Origin of the sequence: Biostraticola tofi (assembly GCF_004343195.1) — a bacterium.
In the GTDB taxonomy this organism is placed as follows: domain Bacteria; phylum Pseudomonadota; class Gammaproteobacteria; order Enterobacterales; family Enterobacteriaceae; genus Biostraticola; species Biostraticola tofi.
In genome coordinates this window covers 1-19,424 of record NZ_SMCR01000015.1, presented here as the reverse complement: position 1 = coordinate 19,424, position 19,424 = coordinate 1, and the positions used below count along the sequence as shown (strand labels likewise).

General features: G+C 55.6%; 19 protein-coding genes and 1 other RNA gene. 5 read left to right on the top strand and 15 right to left on the bottom strand.

Translation table 11 applies throughout. The annotated features are described in order from the left end of the window. Positions 1 to 2: 2 nt before the first annotated feature. A complete protein-coding gene (locus EDC52_RS18660) occupies positions 3 to 587 on the bottom strand; it encodes a YecA/YgfB family protein (RefSeq protein ID WP_131867694.1) in 585 nt (194 codons plus the stop codon). A gap of 179 nt (positions 588 to 766) precedes the next feature. Between EDC52_RS18660 and zapA the strand changes: the two genes are divergently transcribed. From zapA to EDC52_RS18645, 3 genes are all read left to right on the top strand, one after another. Next, positions 767 to 1,096 (top strand): cell division protein ZapA, encoded by a 330-nt coding sequence (zapA, locus tag EDC52_RS18655; RefSeq protein ID WP_131867692.1) that lies wholly within the window; start codon positions 767 to 769, stop codon positions 1,094 to 1,096. A gap of 41 nt (positions 1,097 to 1,137) precedes the next feature. After that, a non-coding RNA gene (gene ssrS / locus EDC52_RS18650) (6S RNA) lies at positions 1,138 to 1,321 on the top strand. Between the two features lie 33 nt (positions 1,322 to 1,354). Beyond that, on the top strand, positions 1,355 to 1,945 hold the full coding sequence (locus tag EDC52_RS18645) for a 5-formyltetrahydrofolate cyclo-ligase (protein ID WP_131867689.1): 591 nt from the start codon (positions 1,355 to 1,357) through the stop codon (positions 1,943 to 1,945). On the opposite strand, the gene EDC52_RS18640 is transcribed toward EDC52_RS18645, so the two are convergent. The 6 genes from EDC52_RS18640 to EDC52_RS18615 form a co-directional block, all read right to left on the bottom strand. Next, positions 1,917 to 2,534, bottom strand: coding sequence for a DNA-3-methyladenine glycosylase I (locus tag EDC52_RS18640; protein WP_131867687.1), 618 nt, complete (start codon positions 2,532 to 2,534; stop codon positions 1,917 to 1,919). The two genes, EDC52_RS18645 and EDC52_RS18640, sit on opposite strands and share 29 nt — an antisense overlap. 101 nt (positions 2,535 to 2,635) lie before the next feature. Then, positions 2,636 to 3,415, bottom strand: coding sequence for an SDR family oxidoreductase (locus EDC52_RS18635; RefSeq protein WP_131867685.1), 780 nt, complete (start codon positions 3,413 to 3,415; stop codon positions 2,636 to 2,638). 10 nt (positions 3,416 to 3,425) lie between these two features. Then, complete coding sequence (locus tag EDC52_RS18630) at positions 3,426 to 4,511, bottom strand: M24 family metallopeptidase (protein ID WP_131867683.1); 1,086 nt, start codon at positions 4,509 to 4,511, stop codon at positions 3,426 to 3,428. Next, a complete protein-coding gene (locus tag EDC52_RS18625) occupies positions 4,508 to 6,160 on the bottom strand; it encodes a GMC family oxidoreductase (protein ID WP_131867681.1) in 1,653 nt (550 codons plus the stop codon). The genes EDC52_RS18630 and EDC52_RS18625 overlap by 4 nt, the downstream gene beginning before the upstream one ends. A gap of 10 nt (positions 6,161 to 6,170) precedes the next feature. Then, positions 6,171 to 7,496 carry an MFS transporter gene (locus EDC52_RS18620; RefSeq protein ID WP_165911765.1) on the bottom strand — a complete coding sequence of 442 codons (1,326 nt, stop codon included), beginning with the start codon at positions 7,494 to 7,496 and terminating at the stop codon, positions 6,171 to 6,173. A 34-nt stretch (positions 7,497 to 7,530) separates the two neighbouring features. Then, positions 7,531 to 8,385, bottom strand: a complete 855-nt coding sequence (locus tag EDC52_RS18615; RefSeq protein ID WP_165911764.1) for an MBL fold metallo-hydrolase — start codon at positions 8,383 to 8,385, stop codon at positions 7,531 to 7,533. A gap of 193 nt (positions 8,386 to 8,578) precedes the next feature. Here EDC52_RS18615 and EDC52_RS18610 point away from each other — a divergent pair, with 193 nt between their 5' ends. Further along, entirely contained in the window at positions 8,579 to 9,694 is a 1,116-nt protein-coding gene (locus EDC52_RS18610) for an ROK family protein (RefSeq protein WP_407924238.1), read from the top strand. Positions 9,695 to 9,813: 119 nt separating this feature from the next. Here the strand turns inward: EDC52_RS18610 and serA are convergent, their stop codons facing one another. Beyond that, the gene (gene serA / locus EDC52_RS18605) at positions 9,814 to 11,046 is read right to left on the bottom strand and encodes a phosphoglycerate dehydrogenase (RefSeq protein ID WP_131867673.1); all 1,233 of its coding nucleotides are present in this window, start codon (positions 11,044 to 11,046) and stop codon (positions 9,814 to 9,816) included. 358 nt (positions 11,047 to 11,404) lie between these two features. After that, positions 11,405 to 12,067 (bottom strand): ribose-5-phosphate isomerase RpiA, encoded by a 663-nt coding sequence (gene rpiA / locus EDC52_RS18600; protein ID WP_131867671.1) that lies wholly within the window; start codon positions 12,065 to 12,067, stop codon positions 11,405 to 11,407. A 183-nt stretch (positions 12,068 to 12,250) separates the two neighbouring features. Between rpiA and EDC52_RS18595 the strand changes: the two genes are divergently transcribed. Further along, positions 12,251 to 13,144, top strand: coding sequence for a LysR family transcriptional regulator ArgP (locus tag EDC52_RS18595; RefSeq protein WP_131867669.1), 894 nt, complete (start codon positions 12,251 to 12,253; stop codon positions 13,142 to 13,144). Between the two features lie 175 nt (positions 13,145 to 13,319). On the opposite strand, the gene EDC52_RS18590 is transcribed toward EDC52_RS18595, so the two are convergent. From EDC52_RS18590 to EDC52_RS20485, 6 genes are all read right to left on the bottom strand, one after another. Beyond that, entirely contained in the window at positions 13,320 to 14,045 is a 726-nt protein-coding gene (locus EDC52_RS18590; protein ID WP_131867667.1) for an oxidative stress defense protein, read from the bottom strand. A 174-nt stretch (positions 14,046 to 14,219) separates the two neighbouring features. After that, positions 14,220 to 14,861: a LysE family transporter gene (locus tag EDC52_RS18585; RefSeq protein ID WP_131867758.1), complete on the bottom strand. Its 642-nt coding sequence runs from the start codon at positions 14,859 to 14,861 to the stop codon at positions 14,220 to 14,222. Between the two features lie 182 nt (positions 14,862 to 15,043). Then, positions 15,044 to 15,961, bottom strand: a complete 918-nt coding sequence (gene mscS, locus EDC52_RS18580) for a small-conductance mechanosensitive channel MscS (RefSeq protein ID WP_131867665.1) — start codon at positions 15,959 to 15,961, stop codon at positions 15,044 to 15,046. A gap of 221 nt (positions 15,962 to 16,182) precedes the next feature. After that, positions 16,183 to 17,259 carry a class II fructose-bisphosphate aldolase gene (fbaA, locus tag EDC52_RS18575; protein WP_131867663.1) on the bottom strand — a complete coding sequence of 359 codons (1,077 nt, stop codon included), beginning with the start codon at positions 17,257 to 17,259 and terminating at the stop codon, positions 16,183 to 16,185. Positions 17,260 to 17,371: 112 nt separating this feature from the next. Beyond that, a complete protein-coding gene (gene pgk / locus EDC52_RS18570; RefSeq protein WP_131867661.1) occupies positions 17,372 to 18,535 on the bottom strand; it encodes a phosphoglycerate kinase in 1,164 nt (387 codons plus the stop codon). Positions 18,536 to 19,270: 735 nt separating this feature from the next. Further along, positions 19,271 to 19,424, bottom strand: a 154-nt coding sequence (locus EDC52_RS20485; protein ID WP_131867659.1) for a transketolase-like TK C-terminal-containing protein, incomplete at its 5' end; no start/stop codon positions are given.

Genomic DNA, 19,424 nt, shown 5'->3' with positions numbered 1-19,424 from the left:
ACTCAGTGTAGGATCGGTTTAGGCGTTTCATCCTGCCCGGCCGGAGGCTGGTGGTTGAATTCAGTATGGCAAAGCATCGCCGCCATGCGCACATATTCAATCACTTCCTCCAGCGACTGGGCCAGCTCTTCCTGGTCTTCGTCTTCGTCGTAGCCCAGTTGGCCGATATTGCGCAGATCTTCAATCGCCTCGCGCAGTTCGCCTTTGGTTTTGCCCAACTGGGGCTGCACCACGCCGAGCCCCAGCAGGAAGTGATTCACCCAGCCGGCCAGCGCATCGACACGGCTGAATACGCTGCTGTTCTCATCGTCGGGCAGTAACAGGCGAAACAGGAACCCCTGGTCTTCGAGCGACGCGGCGGTCGCTTCATGCAGCTCGCGCAGCGGATCGGCCAGGGTCTGGGAAAACGCCAGCCCTTCGTTGGTCAGCTCATGCACCAGCGTTTGCCAACGCACGCCCTCATCGCCGCCGCCGCACAGCATACCGCTGATTAAACCGTGCATCTCGGCCGGGGTCAGCGCCACTGCCTGCTGATGGAGCAATTGGTTCAGTTTTTCATAGTCTGGAAATGTATTTTGCATAGACATACGCTTTCATCGTCGTTGGCAGGGTAAGTTCGTGTTATGCTACCACCAAGGTCCGTAGCTATACCAGAAAGGGCTTGTAACTTCTGTTTTAGTTAGATTATAGTGGCGCCCGCTTTGCGCCCCGCAATGGTGAAGCGGGTGTGTCAGGCGTTGGCGCGGTAACATTGCAGGAAGGTGGTATGTCCGCACAACCGGTAGATATTCAAATTTTTGGCCGTACATTAAGGGTTAACTGCCCACCGGAACAACAGGAAGCGTTGAACCAGGCAGCAGAAGATCTCAATCAACGGTTGCAAGATCTTAAAGTTCGCACTAGAGTCACCAATACAGAACAGCTAGTTTTCATCGCGGCATTGAATGTGTGTCACGAACTTGCGCAAGAAAGGTTGAAAACGCGCGACTATGCAGCCAATATGGAACAGCGAATCCGATTGCTGCAGCAGACGATAGAACAGGCACTGGTTGAACAGGGCCGTATATCGGAACGCCCGGGGACGCAGTTCGAATGACAGCCGCCGCCGGTCAGAATCCGGTTAGCTGAACTTACAAAATTTCTCTGAGATGTTCGCCAGCGGGCCAGTCCCCTGAGCCGATATTTAATACCACAAGAATGTGGCAATCCGTAACTGGTGCGCATGCTCGGTCCGTCCGAGAAGCCTTAAGGTTATGATGCTACGTTCACCTTGAACCAAGGGTTCAAGGGTTACAGCCTGCGACGGCATCTCGGAGATCCCCCTCTTTAACACCAGCCACCCTATATCCGTTCTATGGAAAAGTCACTTCAGCGCCAATCCATACGTAATGATGTCCGTAAAAAAAGACGTGCTCTTACTCCTGCTCAGCAGCAGCAATATGCCCTGACCATCAGCCAACGCGTCATGACCCATCCCCGCGTAATGGATGCCGCGCAGCTGGCGATTTTTCTGTCTTTTGACGGCGAACTGGATACCGGGCCGCTTATCGCAGCGCTGCGGTTGGCCGGCAAACAGGTTTATTTGCCGGTGCTGCACCCGTTTACCCCCGGCCACCTGCTGTTTTTGCGCTACGATAGCCACACGCCGATGGTAACCAACCGGCTGCATATCCGCGAGCCCAGGCTGGATGTTACCCGACTGCTGCCGATAGAACGGCTGGATATTCTGTTTACTCCCCTGGTGGCATTTGACGATACCGGCCAGCGTCTGGGGATGGGCGGCGGGTTTTATGATCGTACCCTCATGCACTGGCATCGGCGGCTGGATGGCCCACTGGCCATCGGCCTGGCCCACGACTGCCAGCAGGTAGACGCCATTCCGGCCGAACGCTGGGATATCCCACTGCAGGAAATTATTACGCCTTCCCACCACTGGCGCTGGTAAGTGCGGTTGCCGGATCGGAAGTGGTGGCATCCAGGCATTCCTGTCGACGAAAACACCCCTGGCGGTGGTCCTGTATTATGCCGACCGCCTGCATCCAGGCAAAGGTAATGGTCGGCCCGACAAATTTGAAGCCGCGGCGTTTCAGTTCTTTTGACACTGTCGCCGACAGCAGCGACTGGGAATCATTGCCGGTCCCTTGCACCGGCTGACCATCGGTAAACGACCAGCAAAAATCGGAAAACCCTTCACCCTGCTGCTGCATAGCCAGATATATCTGCGCCCCTTTGATCGTTGCTTCGATCTTGGCCCGGGCGCGGACGATACCGGCGTTACCCATCAGACGAGTAATATCTGCAGCTTGAAACTCGGCAACCCGCTCAGGAACGAAGCCGGCAAAAGCCTCTCGGAACGCTTCCCGCTTACGCAGGATGATTTCCCACGACAGGCCAGCCTGAAACCCCTCCAGCAACAGTGTCTCCCACAGCAGACGGGGATCTTTTACCGGCACTCCCCACTCATTGTCGTGATACTCCCTCATCATCAATGAGCTTTGGGCCCAGGTACAGCGCTGTTTATGCAGATGCGTCATCGCTATTATCCCTTACAAAGTAACCTCTGCCGGCAGTGTACCTTCCAATGCTGAATAGTCAGCCACTATTTCGCATTGCCGTCAGGTGAAGTGCCCGGCTATCAATCGTGATAGACCTGACTTCGCCCACCATCAATAAGAATGTCGGTCGCATTGATAAACCGCGCCTCGTCCGAGGCCAGGAACAGCGCGGTATAGGCCACTTCTTCAGGCTCCCCGATTCGTTTACAGGGCAACAGATCCTGCTGCTTTTGGCGCTCGGCCTGCGGGTCTGGGCAACTGGCCAGCCAGGCTTCGGCTGATGGTGTCAAAATAAGCCCGGGGGAGATGCTGTTGATGCGTATCCCTTGGCCGGCATATTCCACACCCAGTGAGCGGGTCAGGCCAATCAAACCATGTTTGGCCACCGGATAGGGAAAGGCGCCGGGAATGATTTTATGTCCGTGCACCGAAGCGACATTGACGATATTGCCATAGCGACGCCTCAGCATGCCCGGTATAACGGCACGTATCAGGTTATAAGGGCCCTGCAGGTTGACGTTCATGCAGCGCTGCCATTCTTCCTCCGCCAGCGCCAGCGCATCGCGAAACACATTGATGCCGGCACAGTTGACCAGGATATCAATCTGGCCAAAGGTGTCTTCCACCTGGTTAATGGCCTGCTGCACCTGCTTTCTGTCCGTGACATCCGCCACACAGGCAATACCGTGTTGGCCGGTTTGCTGCTGCAGTTGGCGGGCAAGCGGCCCGGTGGCCTCAGTGGTCAAATCAAGCAGCGCCACCCGAGCCCCTTCGCGGGCGAACAGCCGGGCGATAGCGCTGCCGATGCCGCTGCCGGCACCGGTAACCACGGCGGTTTTCTGTTGTAAACGTTGCGACATATTCGCTTCCTTATGATGATGGCAAGAATAGCCAGTCGGCAATCTGCCAACGCTTATCGCCGCGGACCACCTCAATCAGCGGCCAGGCGTCGCATCGGGTAAGCCATTCCACCCCTTTATCGGTCAGTAGGGTCGTGTCTTCGCTTTTGACGCCGCTCAAGGTGGGGTTCCATGCCTGGGCCGTGTCGGCCATTACGGCACCTGAGGTTTCACCGGTGACTATCCAGTCGCGACAGTCATAACCGGCCGGCCCTCCCTGATGATGGCTGCGCCAACCCTCGGGCCAGCCGTGCCGTTGATAAGCTTGCTGGATATCGGCGAAGACCTCCTGCCAGCGTCTACCGACAGCGGTGGCCATTAAGATATCGGCATGAATTTCTGCCAGGGTAAGTATGCGCTGACGCAAATCAGCGGCCGGTTGGCCCAGATGCACCATACGCGTCAGGCTGACGTTAAGTCCTGCGCGCTCGGCACCCAGCGTCATCATCAGCTGTTTCTCCAAACGCTTGGCGCCAGGCACCGGATGTTTATAGGCGGCAATGCGCTCATCGGCGGCAATCAAGGTACACACCGGTCGAATACCCCGTTCGAGGCAGTTTTTGACAATTTCAGCTTCAACCGCCCGCTCCGTGACACCGGCACGCAATTGGCGGGCAACCTGCTCGACAATGCCGGCAGCCTCCCGTCCCAACGCCCGAAATCGCTGTTTCTCAGCGTCATTCAAGCCCTGGCGCAGTTGCACCATCGGCTGCTGTATATCTTGGGTCGAGGGGAATGGCATGTCGCTGCCGATGATGCCGGGACTGGCGTTCGCAAGTACCGTTTCCAACGATTGGTACCAGGGATAGCTTTGAACCTCGCAGGTAAAAGGCATCGGTTCTTCGGCCAGGATACGCGGCAGCTCGTTTTCGGGCGCCAGCAACAGTACGCTGGTCGGCGTAATCAGCAGGCTGGCCACGCCGATCTGTGCGCGCTCGACCACATAATAGCTGCCCCCTTCGGTCAGCCAGGCGATATTGTCGCGTCGGGTCAGCAACAGGGCGTCCAACCGCCAGTCGGCCAATATCCGCTGAAGACGCTCCAGTTTCTCAGTCATGCGGTTATCTCCGCTGCCGCCGCGTGCACGCTTACCTGCTCCTGGCCCATGATAAGACTGGCTGCCCGGTGGGCGACCGCCATCACCACTGCATTGGTATTGCCGCTGATGATATTCGGCATCATTGACGCATCGACCACTCGCAGGTGCTTGACTCCCCTGACGCGCAAATCGGATGTCAGTACCGCCAAGGGATCGTCCCGATGCCCCATACGGCAGGTTCCTACCGGGTGATAACCGGTTTTCACCATTCTTTTACAGTGTTCGGTAATTGCCTGATCGGAGGTGACGTCGTTGCCTGGGAAGATTTCGGCATCGATCATCTGGTTGATCGGCTGCGCGCCTATCACGCTGCGGGCGAAGCGGAACCCGGCCAGCGTTCGAGCCACATCATCAGGATGGCCAAAGATCTGCGTGTCGATCGCCGGCAGGTCGCCGGCATTGGCCGATCGCAGCGTAACCCGACCGGTGGCTTTCGGCCGCAGCAGCAGCGAGTTCACCGTGACGCCATGACCGGGATCGGCGCCCATCACATCGCGGTCAAGATAGACGGTAGGGACGCAAAACATTTGTATGGTCGGCGTGGCGCTAAAGTCCAGCGGATCAAAAAAGGCGCAGGTTTCGACGCCAGTGGTCGTTACCGGGCCGGTTTTGAACAGCAGATACTGCAACCCGGCCTTTACCATCGGCCAGCCGCGGTCCTGACCGTAGTAACCATACGCGCCGCGCGTGGTTGCCACTACCGGCACTTCATAATGGTCCTGCAGGTTTTGTCCCACGCCCGGCAAGTGCTGTCGCAGGGTGATGCCGTGTTCGGCCAGATGCTCTTTCGGGCCGATGCCCGACAGCATCAGCAATTTTGGCGTCTGGTATGCGCCGGCGGCCAGAATGATCTCTTTGGTCGCTTCGGCACGGTGAATGTCGCCGTTACGGCTGTAGCGCACCCCCTTGACCACGTTGCCCTCAAACAGCAATTCCTGCACCCGGGCCTGGGTTTCAATCACCAGTCGTGGATCTTGGCGCAGCGGGTTGATAAAAGCATCCACCACGCTACAGCGTTTACGGGTCTGCCAGTCAATAGTGTGCTGCATAAAGCCGACGCCAAACGGATTGCCGGTGTTGAAATCCGGCGTATAAGGAATGCCCAGCGCCTGCATGGTTTTGACATAAGCGCGGCTAAGCGGGCTAAAATGTCCCAGATGCGACACTTTCATCGGGCCGCCCACGCCGTGATAAGGGGCGCCCAAATGGTCGTTATCCTCAATGGCGGTGTAGTGCGGCAGCAGTGAGTCCCATGACCAATCGCAGCCTTCCCCGCCCAAGGCCTGGTTCCAGTCGTCATAATCCTGGCGGTGACCCCGCATATACACCATCGCATTAACGGTTGACCCCCCGCCCAGCACTTTTGCCTGCGGCACGATAACACCGCGCCCGTTCAGCTGTGGCTGCGGTTCAGTCTGGTGCATGGTCAAGAATTTATCGCTGGCCAGATACTTCATGTAGCCCGCCGGCATCTTCAAAACCGGATGATATTCATCACTGCCGGCTTCCAGCAGCAGTACCCTGGCACCGGCTTCTTTGACCAAGCGAGCCGCCACAATACACCCGGCACTGCCACCGCCCACCACGATGTAATCGAAACTTTTCATTGTTATCCCTTTATTCCAATGTGACCGAATCCAGTCTGCGCAGCTTTTTTGCCGCCGGGTTGTTTTGTTCCCCCGGGTCGAGCGGGCTAAGCAGGAAGAACCAGGACACCAGCGCACTGACCAGATAGAGCAAGGCGTAGCACCAGACCACGCCATCGGTGCCGAACAGCGTATTCAACCCGCCGTACAGTGCCGGCCCAAAGAAGGTGGACAGCCCGGCCGCAAAGCAGTAAATAGCCATTGAGTTGCCTTTATCCTTAGGCTGGCACAGCGATGAGAACAGGGCGGCGGCGGGCACATAGCCGCAAAGCGTAATACCGTACAGGCAGGCACAAATAACGCTGAGAATGAAACTGCCGCCGCTCCACTGCGGCACGAAATACATCAGCAGCATCGAAATCCCGGATCCGATACCGCCAAACAGGGTCAGCACTTTACGCCAGCCGATGCGGTCGCTTATTTTGCCGACTATCGGGTTAAAGCTCATCCCTACCAGGCCCATGATGGTAATCAGGCTCAGATACTCGGTCTGGGTAAAACCGATGCGCTCGATGAAAAAGCCCGGCAAGAAAATAAAAAAGCCAAAGTACGGCGTGGTATTGATGATGCGCACCACGGCAGCGGCGGCGATGCGCGGCTCGCGCCAGAGAATATCGATGCCGCCCATCAGCGTGCGCCAGGTGCCTTGACTACGCTGCTGCTCATCCAGCAACGAGCGGTAGCCACTGCGTTCCTTCACCGCCACCAGCATGACAACCAGCCCCATAACCACCAGGCCCAGCGAAAGCCAGAAGGTGCCATATTCGCCGATAAGCTTTATGGAGAAGATGGCCACTAACGATCCCAGCGTCGGCAGCCCGCCGGTGAAGGCCAGCCAGAACCAGCCGGTGGCAGAGCCACGCATATCCGCAGGCGCCGCAGACTGGATCCATACCAGAAAAGCGTAGGCGAACATGGGATAGGCAATGCCGCGTAGTCCATAGGTCAGGGCAACGGCCAGCACGCTTTTCGACGGCAGGGCAATGGCCAGGAACAGGATTTCAAATACAATCCATATCAGGCCACCCGCCAGCATCACCCGGCGAGGACCAATCAGCGTCGATAGTGATCCGGCAAGCCATGAGCCCAGCGTCACTGTGACGCCGTAAAAAGCGATAACCGTCGCGGCAATGTCCAGCGTGAAACCGTTATTGCTCAGATAGGGCGCCAGATAATTCGACTCGACGCCGTCGCCAATCATGAACAGCAATACTGCGATGTAACCCCAGGCCAGGGCAGGAGGAATGCCCAACCGGATAAGTAAGGGATGTGCTGCCGGTGATGTTGTTTTTGTCATAGCAGATGATTCCATTTAGTAGGATTGTGTTGTACTACAGCAGGTAAATAAAACGTTCTCCCGGCATCAGCAGATGAAATTTTTTACCGGGATAACGGGTCAGCATGTCATCGACAAACCAGGCTGGATTCTCGCTGTTACAGCTGAACAGGTCATAATGGCAGGGCAGCAATAAGTCACTGCCGATACTATGATGCAGGTCGGCCGCATCGCGAAAACTCATATTGGGCATAATGCCGCGCGCCCGACGGGCAACATCACCGCCGTTGATGGGCAGCACGGCGATATCAGGCCGTAGGGACTGCATCTGCGCCTGTAATTCCGGCGTCACCAGCGTGTCGCCGCTGTGCCACAAACTAACGTCACCGCAGCTAATGTGATAGCCGAGAAAACGATCATGGCCCTCTTCGTCCCGTTGGTAATCGGAGTGCGCCGCGGCAATTGGCAGGATATGAAACTCGCCTGCCTGGATTGCCTGCCCGGTTTTTGCCGGCTGAACCTGATGGGCGAAGGGCGCGTTTTCTCGCTGCAGCCGTCGGGCATCCTGCGCCGGTATCCAGAACGGCAATGTCGGGGCGGCCAAGGCTAAGGGTGCGAGCGTTGCCGTATCCATATGATCATCGTGAAAGTGCGTGATAAGTATGGCATCGCAGTTGGCCAGCGCCTCAGGCGGCAGCACCGGGGGAAAGCGGCGAACAAATTCGCTAGCGGGACAGGTTCGTTCAATGGCATCGCTCAGGTAAGGATCGATCGCCAGCAGGTCGCCGTGATGGTTTTTAATGATCATGCCTGCCTGCCCCAGGCTCCAGATTGCCAGCCCCTGTTCCGGAACCCGCGTCGTCGCCAGTTCGCTTGCCAATTGCTGGGGTTGTCGCAGTTTAAATGCCATGATATTTCCTCTTGCCGGGATGAAGCAGGACTCTAAAGCAACCCTGCAGGTCATGCTGGAGGTGGCATCACACTACTTAGTTAACAGTGTTTAGTGATATTGTTGTCATTGAGTTAATTTTTTTAGCGGGGGACAGGTGAAATTAGTCGGCCTAAATAATTTTCAGGTGCGTAAACATAATAAATCGTTGTTTATGAATCTGATGTGGCGGCATAAGCAACTGAGCAAATCCAGATTGGCGCAATTGACCGGCCTGACCATCCCTGCCACCAGCAAAATTCTGCAAGAGCTGATGGATGATGGGAAAATAGACCATTCCGCAACGGCGCTAAGCCATCGGGGACATAACAGCGGCAGTTTCCAGCTGCCGGTGACCGGCCCCTGGACGCTGTGCATCTGCGTGACGCCCACTCGCATTGAATATCAGCTGGCAGACGCGCAGCTGGTAGCCCGGGGAGAATGTGAGCAATGGATTATCAGCGTCGCCACGCCTCAAGCGCTGCTGGCGCAGATTGAAGCCCTGTGGCGGCACATCTGCCAGCAGTGGCCAAAACAGCGGATAAACCTGGCATTGGCGGTGCATGGTCAGGTGGATCCGGTGACCGGTGTTTCACAGCATATGCCCCAGGCCGCCTGGAAAGCGCCGGTGGAGCTGAAATACCTGCTGGAAGAACGGCTGGCGACTGAGGTGCGGATCGATAATGACTGCGTGATGTTGGCGCTGGCGGAAAAGTGGATCAACAGCCATCTGCAGCGTGAATTTTGCGTGATCAATATGGATTACGGCATAGGATCTTCATTCGTGATTAACGGTGAGATCTTTCGCGGTAATTTATACGGCAGTGGACAGATCGGCCATACCATTGTCGATCCCCATGGCGCGCGGTGCAGCTGTGGCCGTCAGGGCTGTCTGGAGACGGTCGCCTCGCTCAGCGCCCTGAAGCAGGCGGCGCAGTTGAAAAACCCCGAGTTACCGCCGGCGACCAACCGGCAGCTGTTTGCCGCCTGGCAGACCGGTGAACCGTGGATCCAGGACTGGGTGGATCATGCAGCCCAGGCCATTGGCATGAGCCTGTATAATTTTCTGAATACCTTGAATATCAACCAAATCTGGCTCTATGGGCGCAGTTGCGCCTTTGGTGAAAGCTGGCGGCAGACCATCATCCAGCAAATCGATTTTAATCCTTTTGACCCGCGCGACGGCCTGAAAAGCAGAGCGACGAATGTGCATTTTGGCCAATTGGACCGAGCCAGCCAGTTGCTGGGCATTGGCTATCTTTATGTTGAAAACGACCAACAGGCCGGCTGATGCAATGCCAGTGGTGTTGAATGGTCGGGATCGGAAGTGCAGCCAAGGGTTGCTGGCGGGTATCAATACCGGCGCAGCCTCCCAGGGCCGCCGGTACTGTTTTTTCGCCCAGGACCGACTCAGTACAGCAGGCGCGCCCGGATAGTGCCCGGGATCGCTTTGAGCAACTGCAGAGCCGTGTTCTGCTCGTCGGTTTCGACATCAATCACCACATAGCCAATCTGCGGCGTAGTCTGCAAATACTGGGCAGCAATGTTAATGCTCTGCTCGGCAAAAATCTGGTTGATGCGGGTCAACACTCCGGGACGGTTTTCATGGATATGCAGCAGGCGGCTGACGGTTTCGCCATGCTCCGGCAATGAAACCTCTGGAAAGTTGACTGCCGACAGGGTCGAGCCGTTATCGGAATACTTAATCAGCTTGCCCGCCACTTCAACACCAATATTTTCCTGCGCTTCCTGAGTTGAACCGCCGATATGCGGCGTCAGGATCACATTATCAAACTCGCACAGCGGTGAAGTGAAAGGATCGCTATTGGTCGCCGGCTCCTGCGGGAACACATCTACGGCGGCACCGGAAAGTTTCTTACTGGTCAGGGCATCGCATAGGGCTGGAATATCCACCACGGTGCCGCGCGAGGCATTGATAAACAGGCTGCCCGGTTTCATCTGCTCGAACTCCGCCTTGCCCATCATGTTACGGGTAGATAACGTATCCGGCACGTGCAGGCTTATCACATCGCTGTCATTGAGCAGTTCGTTCAGAGAGTCCACTTGATGCGCGTTGCCCAGCGTCAGTTTGCTTTCGATGTCGTAGAAATGCACCTGCATGCCCAGGCCCTCAGCCAGAATACCTAACTGGGTGCCGATATGGCCGTAGCCGATGATGCCCAGGCGTTTGCCACGGGCTTCATAGCTGCCGTTGGCCTGTTTGTTCCACAGGCCGCGATGGGCTTTGGCGTTGGCTTCTGGAATACCGCGCATCATCAGCAGCATTTCACCCAGGACCATTTCAGCCACTGAACGGGTGTTGGAAAAAGGCGCATTGAAAACCGGCACGCCGCGCTTCTGGGCGGCGTCGAGATCAACCTGGTTGGTACCGATACAGAAACAGCCGACCGCGACCAGTTTCTCGGCGGCGGCGAATACCTCTTCCGACAGCTGGGTGCGGGAGCGGATGCCGACAAAATGGGCATCCCGGATGGAAGCCTTTAGCGATTCGCTGTCCAATGCGCCTTTATGGAACTCAATATTGGTATAACCGGCGCGTTTAAGGTTATCCAGCGCAGTCTGGTGCACACCTTCCACCAGCAAGAATTTGATTTTATCTTTTTCCAGCGATACTTTTGCCATTTCCCGACCCTTTTCAGTACACCAAGTGCGGCTGCACATCGCAGCACCCCGACAAAATAACAAAAAAACCCCGTCGGGCAATACAGGTTAACCGGGTGATCACAGCATAACAGGCAGGCATAAGAGGACGTTATGGACAAATCCTCTATCAGAAAGGTAAAGCGTCACATATAACACAGACGTAATGCATTAATCTGATATTTATTACTGAATTTGAGCAGGAAAAAAAAAGATGCTATGTAACAAGAATTAACATATCCGGCATCCCCTCACTGCAAAGATGCCGGTGCCATTAACCTGGCTTTAGCGCTCCCCCTATCGCCGTCGCCGGTCAGCCTTAAGCGATACCGCGGTTGGGCTATTTTTCGCCGATGACTCGTACACCGTCTGCACTGCCGATAAGCGCGATGTCGGCACCGCGGCGGGCAAACAGGCCGACGGTGACCACGCCTGGAATGGCATTGATTTTGTTTTCCAAATCAACCGGGTCGATAATACGCAGATTGCGTACATCGAGGATAAGATTGCCGTTGTCGGTCACTACGCCCTGGCGATACTCCGGCAAGCCGCCGAGCTTGACCAGTTGCCGGGCGACGTAGGCGCGCGCCATCGGGATGACTTCAACCGGTAACGGGAATTCGCCGAGGATATCCACCTGCTTGGAGGCATCGGCGATGCAGATGAATTTATCGGCCACCGCGGCGATGATTTTTTCCCGGGTCAGCGCGGCGCCGCCGCCTTTGATCATCTGCATATGACCATTGATTTCATCGGCGCCGTCGACATAGATAGCCAGCGAGTCGACCTGGTTAAGACTGAACAGGGGAATACCATAGCCGCGCAGCTTTTCGGATGAAGCATCCGAACTGGATACCGCGCCTTCAATCTGATGCTTTACCGTCGCCAGCGCATCAATAAAATGCGCGGCGGTTGAACCGGTACCCACGCCGACAATGGTTCCCGGCTGCACATATTTGAGCGCCGCCCAGCCAACCGCCTTTTTTAATTCATCCTGCGTCATGATTGTTTTGTGCCTATGAACATCCAAAAGTGAGCGGCAGTATAAAACAATGCCGCGGTGAATTGCGTGAATTCGACCACATAGGCCTCAGTTACCGGCCGCCAGCCACAGTGAGACTTTAACGCTGTAATAGTGTAAAACTATGACATTGTGCATGGCTACTACCACGTTAGGGGATGATGAATGAAACGCCCGGATTATCGGACGCTGCAGGCGCTGGACGCCGTCATACGGGAACGGGGCTTTGAACGTGCCGCTCAAAAACTTTGCATCACCCAATCGGCGGTGTCCCAGCGCATCAAGCAGTTGGAAAATCTGTTCGGTCAACCCCTGCTGGTCAGGACCATCCCTCCCCGTCCGACCGAGCAGGGACAAAAGCTGCTGGCGCTGCTGCACCAGGTCGAGCTGCTGGAAGATGAATGGCTCGGCAATGATAACGGCAGCGATACGCCACTGCTGCTGTCGTTGGCGGTCAACGCTGACAGCCTGGCGACCTGGCTGCTGCCGGCGTTGAAGCCGGTACTGACCGACTCGCCGATTCGGCTTAATCTGCAGGTCGAAGACGAAACCCGTACCCAGGAACGTCTCAGGCGCGGTGAAGTCGTCGGTGCGGTCAGTATCCAGCCGCAGCCCCTGCCCAGTTGTCTGGTGGATCGCCTGGGCGCACTGGATTACCTGTTTGTGGCTTCCCGCCCGTTTGCCGAACGGTATTTCCCCAATGGCGTAACCCGTGGCGCTCTGCTCAAGGCGCCGGCGGTGGCCTTTGATCACCTGGATGATATGCACCAGGCTTTCTTGCAGCAGAATTTCGATTTACCGCCGGGCAGCGTGCCCTGCCACATCGTCAACTCGTCGGAAGCCTTCGTCCAGCTGGCCCGTCAGGGCACTACCTGCTGTATGATCCCGCATCTGCAGATCGAACCCGAGCTGGATCAGGGGGATCTTATCGATCTCACGCCAGGACTCTATCAGCGACGGATGCTCTACTGGCATCGCTTTGCGCCCGAAAGCCGGATGATGCGTAAAGTGACCGACGCCCTGCTGGATCACGGCCGGCGTGTCTTGCGGCAGGACTAGGCAAAGCCAGCTAAGCCCGCTCTTCCTGCGGCTTTGAGGCTGAAACTGTCGCAGCAGCCAGAACGTGAAATGCTTTGCTGATCGCGGTCAGGCCGGCAGCACTCTTTTTGCAAAGGAATCAAAATGATTTCAGGAACGCTGCCAGGCCGGCAGCGATCCCGTTACAAAGGCAGGTTTACTGGGCGCGTTTCAGTTCAAATACCACATCAACCTGATCATCAAAATGAATGGTCTGCTGGGCATAGGTCTGAGCGGCATCGGTCTGCGCCGCCGCATCGGCGGTCTTGAACATCCTCATCGCCGGCATCGGCTGATAGTTAGCTACGTGGTAGCGGACGCTGTATACCGGGCCGAGGGTGGATTGGAACCCTTCAGCCAGGGAACGAGCCTGGGCGGTGGCATTATTCATCGCTTCTTTACGTGCTTTGTCCCGATACTCCTCAGGATTGGCTACCCCCAAATCGACAGACCTGATTTCATTCAGTCCGGACTTGAGGGCGCCATCAAGCAAATCGTTCAGCTTATCCAGCTGGCGCACGGTTACCTGGACCTGGCGGACGGCTTTGTAGCCCTTGAGCACCGATTCACCGGTTTTCAGGTAGTCATATTCCGGCTGGGTGCGCAGATTGGCCGCATTAATGTCTTTTTTCTCGATGCCATTTTTATTGAGGAAATCGAAATATTGCGCCACCCGGGTGTCAGCCTGTTTCTTGGCGTCGGCGGCATCCTTGGCAGAGATGGTCACCTCTATCGATAAGGTGGCGATATCAGGAGTCGCTTCAACGCTGGACGTACCGGAAGTCACCACATGCGGCCCTTCAGGCAATTCAGCGGCTGATGCCTGAGCCGGCAGTGCGCTCAATCCTATGATGGCGGTCAACGCCAATGCTTTTACCTTCACGGTTCCTCCTGATGAGATAAGTGCTTGCTATGGCAACGCGGGTTATCATTACCTATTTTAGGGCCGATTCAATAATACTTGCAGTTATTTACCCTGAGTATTCGGCCCTGATGCAGCATATCTTGTCAGTGGGGCAATAACCTATAGGATTAATACCGAATGTTATGCGCAGCGCTACAGCAGGCGTTGAAAAAGCGGCATCTGCCAACCCTGCATCGCCAGCTTAAGCGCCACCAGCCACATAATGATGCCGACCACCGGCTGAATGATCCGCTGCACTCGGTTCTGGTTCAACCAGGGCGACAGCCTGGCTGAAAGCAGCGCCAGTCCATAAAACCAGACCACCGATGCTCCCACGCTGCCTGCGGCGAACCACTGCCTTGCCTGCGGTTCCATCTGCCCGCCGACGCTGCCCAGAATCACCAGGGTATCCAGATAAACATGCGGATTAAGCCAGGTCACCGCCAGCATAGTCATGATCACCCGTTGCCGGTTCAGCGGCTTCAATGCCGGCATAGCCCCGCTCTGTTCCCTGCCTTGCCAGGCATAGCTTATCGCCCCATAACCATACCAGCCGAGAAATGCCACCCCCACGCCGGTAATGACCAGCAGCAATGCGGGCTGGGTTGCCAACAGCGTACTGCCGCCGAATACTCCGGCGCAGATCAGCAACAGATCGCTCAGCAGGCATAAGCCAGCGGTCATCAGATGATACTGCCGACGGATGCCCTGGTTCATTACCAGCACATTCTGCGGCCCCAACGGCACTATCATCGCCAGCCCCAAGCCAAAACCCTGCACAAACACCGACCACATCATTATTTGCCCCGCCACTATCAGATAAGACTATTCTAGCGAGCTGTGATTATCAGATATAATGGATAATTTTAATCCCATATCAGAAAAACTAATAATCAGTTCAGGGCATAAAAAAACCCGCCGTGAGGCGGGAGAGACAAAAATAATCATCAGAAGAGGTTCGAACGATAGGTTACCGATTACAGGCTCTTTTTATCATCAACCAATGGCTGATTTTCCTCTGCCCGATCGTCTTGCTGTTTGGCTTCCTGACGCGCCTGTTCGAACAGATGCACATCCATCTGCGGGTAAGGAATGCCGATTTGGTGTTCATCCAGCACCCGTTTGAAGCTTTCCAACAGATCGAAGGTCGCATTCTGTAAATCACTTCTCGGTACCCAGGCTCGAACCATAAAGTCCAGCGATGAAGCCCCCAAGGCATTCAGGCGCACCACGATGCCCTTCTCCTTGATGACGCTTTCATGGGCCTCAATGATGCCGGTCAGCAGCGATTTAACGTTATCGATGTCGGCGTCATAGCTGACACCGATAATAAGGTCGATCAGCCGATCGGGTTCACGAGAGAAGTTGGTGATATTGCCGGACAATATTTTACTGTTGGGCACCACGATCATTTTACCGTCAAAGGTTCTGAGGGTGGTCGAGAATATCTGCACCACCAAGACCGTCCCGGCGGTACCGCCGAAATCAACATACTCACCGGCGCGAAAATGCCGGAAGGTCACCAGCAGCACGCCGGCGGCAAAATTGGACAGCGAGCCCTGCAGAGCCAGGCCAATGGCCAGACCGGCAGCACCGATAACCGCGATTACCGAGGCGGTCTGCACGCCGATGCGTCCCAGCGCGGCGATAATGGTGAAAATGATAATGGCATAGCGAACGATAGCCGAAATAAAATCTGCCACCGTAACGTCGATATGGCGGGCTCTCATCACTTTGTTGACGGTCTTTGAAATGACCTTGGCAATCAGCATACCGATCGTGAGGATGATGATTGCGGCGACGATGTTTACCGCATAATGCACCAACAGCTGTTGGTTATTGATAAGCCAGCTCCCGGCGTTATTGATTTTGTCGACTACATTCAAATCTTCCATCTTTTTCCCTTACTGGTGTTTAATCCAACCGCCAGCCTATACCGCCAGCAATAACAACAACGTCTTTTAAGCGTAACCAACAAATCTTTACCTGCCAACTTAGGCGGGCGATTTTGATTGGGATGATTCTGATATTGTTCAGAATAATGCTTTCTTATAACGAACAAAGGCCTCCCGGAGGAGGCCTTTGAATCACACCTGACAGCGATGTGAGGGCAGGATTACAGTACGTCGACAGCGTTCAGTTCACGGAACGCCTGTTCCAGGCGAGTCACCATGGATGCCTGACCGGCACGTAGCCAGACACGCGGGTCGTAATATTTTTTGTTAGGCTTGTCGTCGCCTTCCGGGTTACCCAACTGCGCCTGCAGGTAGCCTTCGTTCTTTTTGTAATAATTCAGAATGCCTTCCCAAGTGGACCACTGGGTATCGGTATCGATGTTCATTTTGATAACACCGTAGCCGACGGCTTCTTTGATTTCAGCCGCGCTGGAGCCTGAACCACCGTGGAACACGAAGTCCAGGGAGTTAGCGGGCAGGCCGAATTTCTCACAGACATACTGCTGGGAGTTATCAAGAATTTTCGGCGTCAGTTGAACATTGCCGGGCTTGTAGACGCCATGAACGTTACCGAAGGCAGCAGCGATGGTAAAGCGCGGGCTGATGGCGTTCAGTTTTTCATAAGCATAGGCCACGTCTTCCGGCTGGGTGTAGAGGGAAGAGTTATCCAGATGGCTGTTGTCCACGCCGTCTTCTTCACCACCGGTACAGCCCAGCTCGATTTCCAGGGTCATATTCAGTTTGGCCATCCGCGCCAGGTACTTGCCGCTGATGTCGATGTTCTCTTCCAGCGGTTCTTCGGACAGGTCGATCATATGGGAGGAGAACAGTGGCTTACCGGTAGCGGCAAAATGTTTTTCACCGGCATCCAGCAGTCCATCAAGCCAGGGCAGCAGTTTTTTGGCGCAATGGTCAGTGTGCAGGATAACCGGCACGCCGTAATGTTCAGCCATGTGATGGACATGCAGCGCGCCGGAAATAGCGCCCAGGATCGCCGCGGTCTGACCTTCGGCTTTCAGGCCCTTGCCGGCGATAAATGCAGCGCCGCCATTGGAGAACTGAATGATAATCGGGGCGCGCACTTTAGCGGCGGTTTCCAGCGCAGCGTTGATCGAATCAGTACCTACGCAGTTAACGGCGGGCAGAGCAAAGTGATTCTCTTTTGCTACCGCAAATACTTTTTGTACATCATCACCGGTAACGACACCTGGTTTCACGAAATCGAAAATCTTAGACATATTGCTTTGTCCTGTTTTGTGGGCCATGGATTGAAACTCGTCAATTACCGTTGCCTGGCCGCATTCGCAACGGTGGTCGCGGGCATCCCAGGGATGCCCGCCGCTGAAGATGTTATTGCTTGGCGCGTGATTCAAGCATCACGACAGCGGGCAATTGCTTACCTTCGACAAATTCCAGGAAGGCGCCACCACCGGTAGAAATATAGGAGATTTTGTCAGCAATGCCGAACAAATCGATGGCCGCCAGCGTATCACCGCCGCCAGCGATAGAGAAAGCGTCGCTTTCGGCAATCGCTCTGGCGACGATTTCGGTGCCCTTACGGAAGTTCGGGAACTCGAATACGCCGACCGGTCCATTCCACAGAATGGTTTTAGCGTCTTTAAGAATAGCGGCCAAGCGCTCGGCTGAAACATCGCCCAGGTCAAGAATCTGTTCGTCATCCTTGATGTCGGTAGCCGATTTCAGCGTGGCGGCCGCGGTTTCCGAGAACTCGGTGGCGACACGAACGTCGGTCGGCACAGGGATGTCACAGGTTTCCAGCAGTTTTTTCGCTTCAGGGATAAGATCCGCTTCGTAGAGGGATTTACCGACATTGTGGCCCTGAGCGGCAACGAAGGTGTTGGCGATGCCGCCGCCGACTATCAGTTGGTCAGCGATTTTAGACAACGAGTCCAGCACGGTCAGCTTGGTCGATACTTTAGAACCACCGACGATGGCCACCATCGGACGGGCCGGATTGCCAAGGGCTTTGCCCAGTGCTTCCAGTTCGTCGGACAGCAGCGGGCCGGCACAGGCTATCGGGGCGAATTTGCCCACGCCGTGGGTAGAAGCCTGAGCGCGGTGAGCGGTGCCAAAGGCATCCATCACGTAGACATCGCACAGGGCGGCATATTTTTTAGACAGGGCTTCGTCGTCTTTCTTTTCGCCCTTGTTGAAGCGAACGTTTTCCAGCACCACCAATTCGCCTTCGGCGATATCCACCCCGTCGAGGTAATTCTTTTCAAGGCGCACAGGTGAGGACAGCTTTTCTTTAAGATAATTTACTACCGGCAGCAGGGAGTACTCTTCGTTGTACTCGCCTTCGGTCGGACGGCCAAGATGCGATGTTACCATTACGCGGGCGCCCTGCTTCAGCGCGGCCTCTATGGTGGGCAGCGAAGCGCGGATTCGCGCATCGGACGTCACTTTCCCATCTTTGACCGGTACGTTTAAATCAGAACGGATAAAAACGCGCTTACCCGCCAGATCCAGATCAGTCATCTTGATTACAGCCATGGTGAACCCTCATGTTGATGCTTGTAAATTGCCCGAGCGGCAGGAGGTGCATTTCCTTGCCGGACCAGAAGCCATCTGCGTCCTCGCCCTGAAGAGCCAGGACTGCAATATCGTTACGCCCGCTGTTAAGCATTTCCTTGCGGGCGCTTTGATCAATAAGTCGCCTGGGGCTGTAGCCCGAGGGCGGGGCGGAGCATGATAAAAACCATGCCGAACCTGATTTGATTCTTCAGGTTCAACTATATCATGAAATGGGCAGCTTGCTGCCTTTTGCGATAACCCGCTGATGGTTATCAGAATAACCGGAACCTGCGTCTGCGGCTATCATCCGGCTCTTAACAGCGCGGGGCTCGCCATCAGGGACAATGCCGTGGGCAAACATCACTGACGGGGTGCCGTGCGCAGAGGTGGTCGGCGCTATGCGCACCCCAATGCCTATGAAGCGCTGTCGCCGGTACGGCGGAAAACATCAGACTGAAACGCTTCAGCTAGAATAATCAAAAACGCGTCGCGCAGGAATAAAAATGCTGATTTTGTGATATAGGTTGGATTTTTGTCGCTAATCTCTACCTGGCCGGCATTTCATCACAGGTCTTTATTCCTTCTATTCCTAGGGGTTGCAAGATAAAAGGATTAATTATTCCAGCGGTGGCGCATTCGCTGCCACCGATCCGGTAACAGGTTACCCAGCGCCGCGTCTCGTTACCCAGGCGCGGCGTGGCTTCCGGCGCCGCCTCAGCCCAGCAGGCCGCGGGCTTTTTCCAGTACGTTGTCGGCGGTAAAGCCGAACAGCGTGAACAGCTCCTCAGCCGGCGCCGACTCGCCAAAGCCGGTCATGCCGATGATAGCCCCGTTCAGGCCGACATACTTGTACCAGTAGTCCGCTATC

Coding starts and splice junctions, on each gene's coding strand:
- EDC52_RS18660 (WP_131867694.1), bottom strand. CDS start 587: ATGTCTATGCAAAATACATTTCCAGACTATGAAAAACTGAACCAATTG.
- zapA (WP_131867692.1), top strand. CDS start 767: ATGTCCGCACAACCGGTAGATATTCAAATTTTTGGCCGTACATTAAGG.
- EDC52_RS18645 (WP_131867689.1), top strand. CDS start 1,355: ATGGAAAAGTCACTTCAGCGCCAATCCATACGTAATGATGTCCGTAAA.
- EDC52_RS18640 (WP_131867687.1), bottom strand. CDS start 2,534: ATGACGCATCTGCATAAACAGCGCTGTACCTGGGCCCAAAGCTCATTG.
- EDC52_RS18635 (WP_131867685.1), bottom strand. CDS start 3,415: ATGTCGCAACGTTTACAACAGAAAACCGCCGTGGTTACCGGTGCCGGC.
- EDC52_RS18630 (WP_131867683.1), bottom strand. CDS start 4,511: ATGACTGAGAAACTGGAGCGTCTTCAGCGGATATTGGCCGACTGGCGG.
- EDC52_RS18625 (WP_131867681.1), bottom strand. CDS start 6,160: ATGAAAAGTTTCGATTACATCGTGGTGGGCGGTGGCAGTGCCGGGTGT.
- EDC52_RS18620 (WP_165911765.1), bottom strand. CDS start 7,496: ATGACAAAAACAACATCACCGGCAGCACATCCCTTACTTATCCGGTTG.
- EDC52_RS18615 (WP_165911764.1), bottom strand. CDS start 8,385: ATGGCATTTAAACTGCGACAACCCCAGCAATTGGCAAGCGAACTGGCG.
- EDC52_RS18610 (WP_407924238.1), top strand. CDS start 8,579: ATGAATCTGATGTGGCGGCATAAGCAACTGAGCAAATCCAGATTGGCG.
- serA (WP_131867673.1), bottom strand. CDS start 11,046: ATGGCAAAAGTATCGCTGGAAAAAGATAAAATCAAATTCTTGCTGGTG.
- rpiA (WP_131867671.1), bottom strand. CDS start 12,067: ATGACGCAGGATGAATTAAAAAAGGCGGTTGGCTGGGCGGCGCTCAAA.
- EDC52_RS18595 (WP_131867669.1), top strand. CDS start 12,251: ATGAAACGCCCGGATTATCGGACGCTGCAGGCGCTGGACGCCGTCATA.
- EDC52_RS18585 (WP_131867758.1), bottom strand. CDS start 14,861: ATGTGGTCGGTGTTTGTGCAGGGTTTTGGCTTGGGGCTGGCGATGATA.
- mscS (WP_131867665.1), bottom strand. CDS start 15,961: ATGGAAGATTTGAATGTAGTCGACAAAATCAATAACGCCGGGAGCTGG.
- fbaA (WP_131867663.1), bottom strand. CDS start 17,259: ATGTCTAAGATTTTCGATTTCGTGAAACCAGGTGTCGTTACCGGTGAT.
- pgk (WP_131867661.1), bottom strand. CDS start 18,535: ATGGCTGTAATCAAGATGACTGATCTGGATCTGGCGGGTAAGCGCGTT.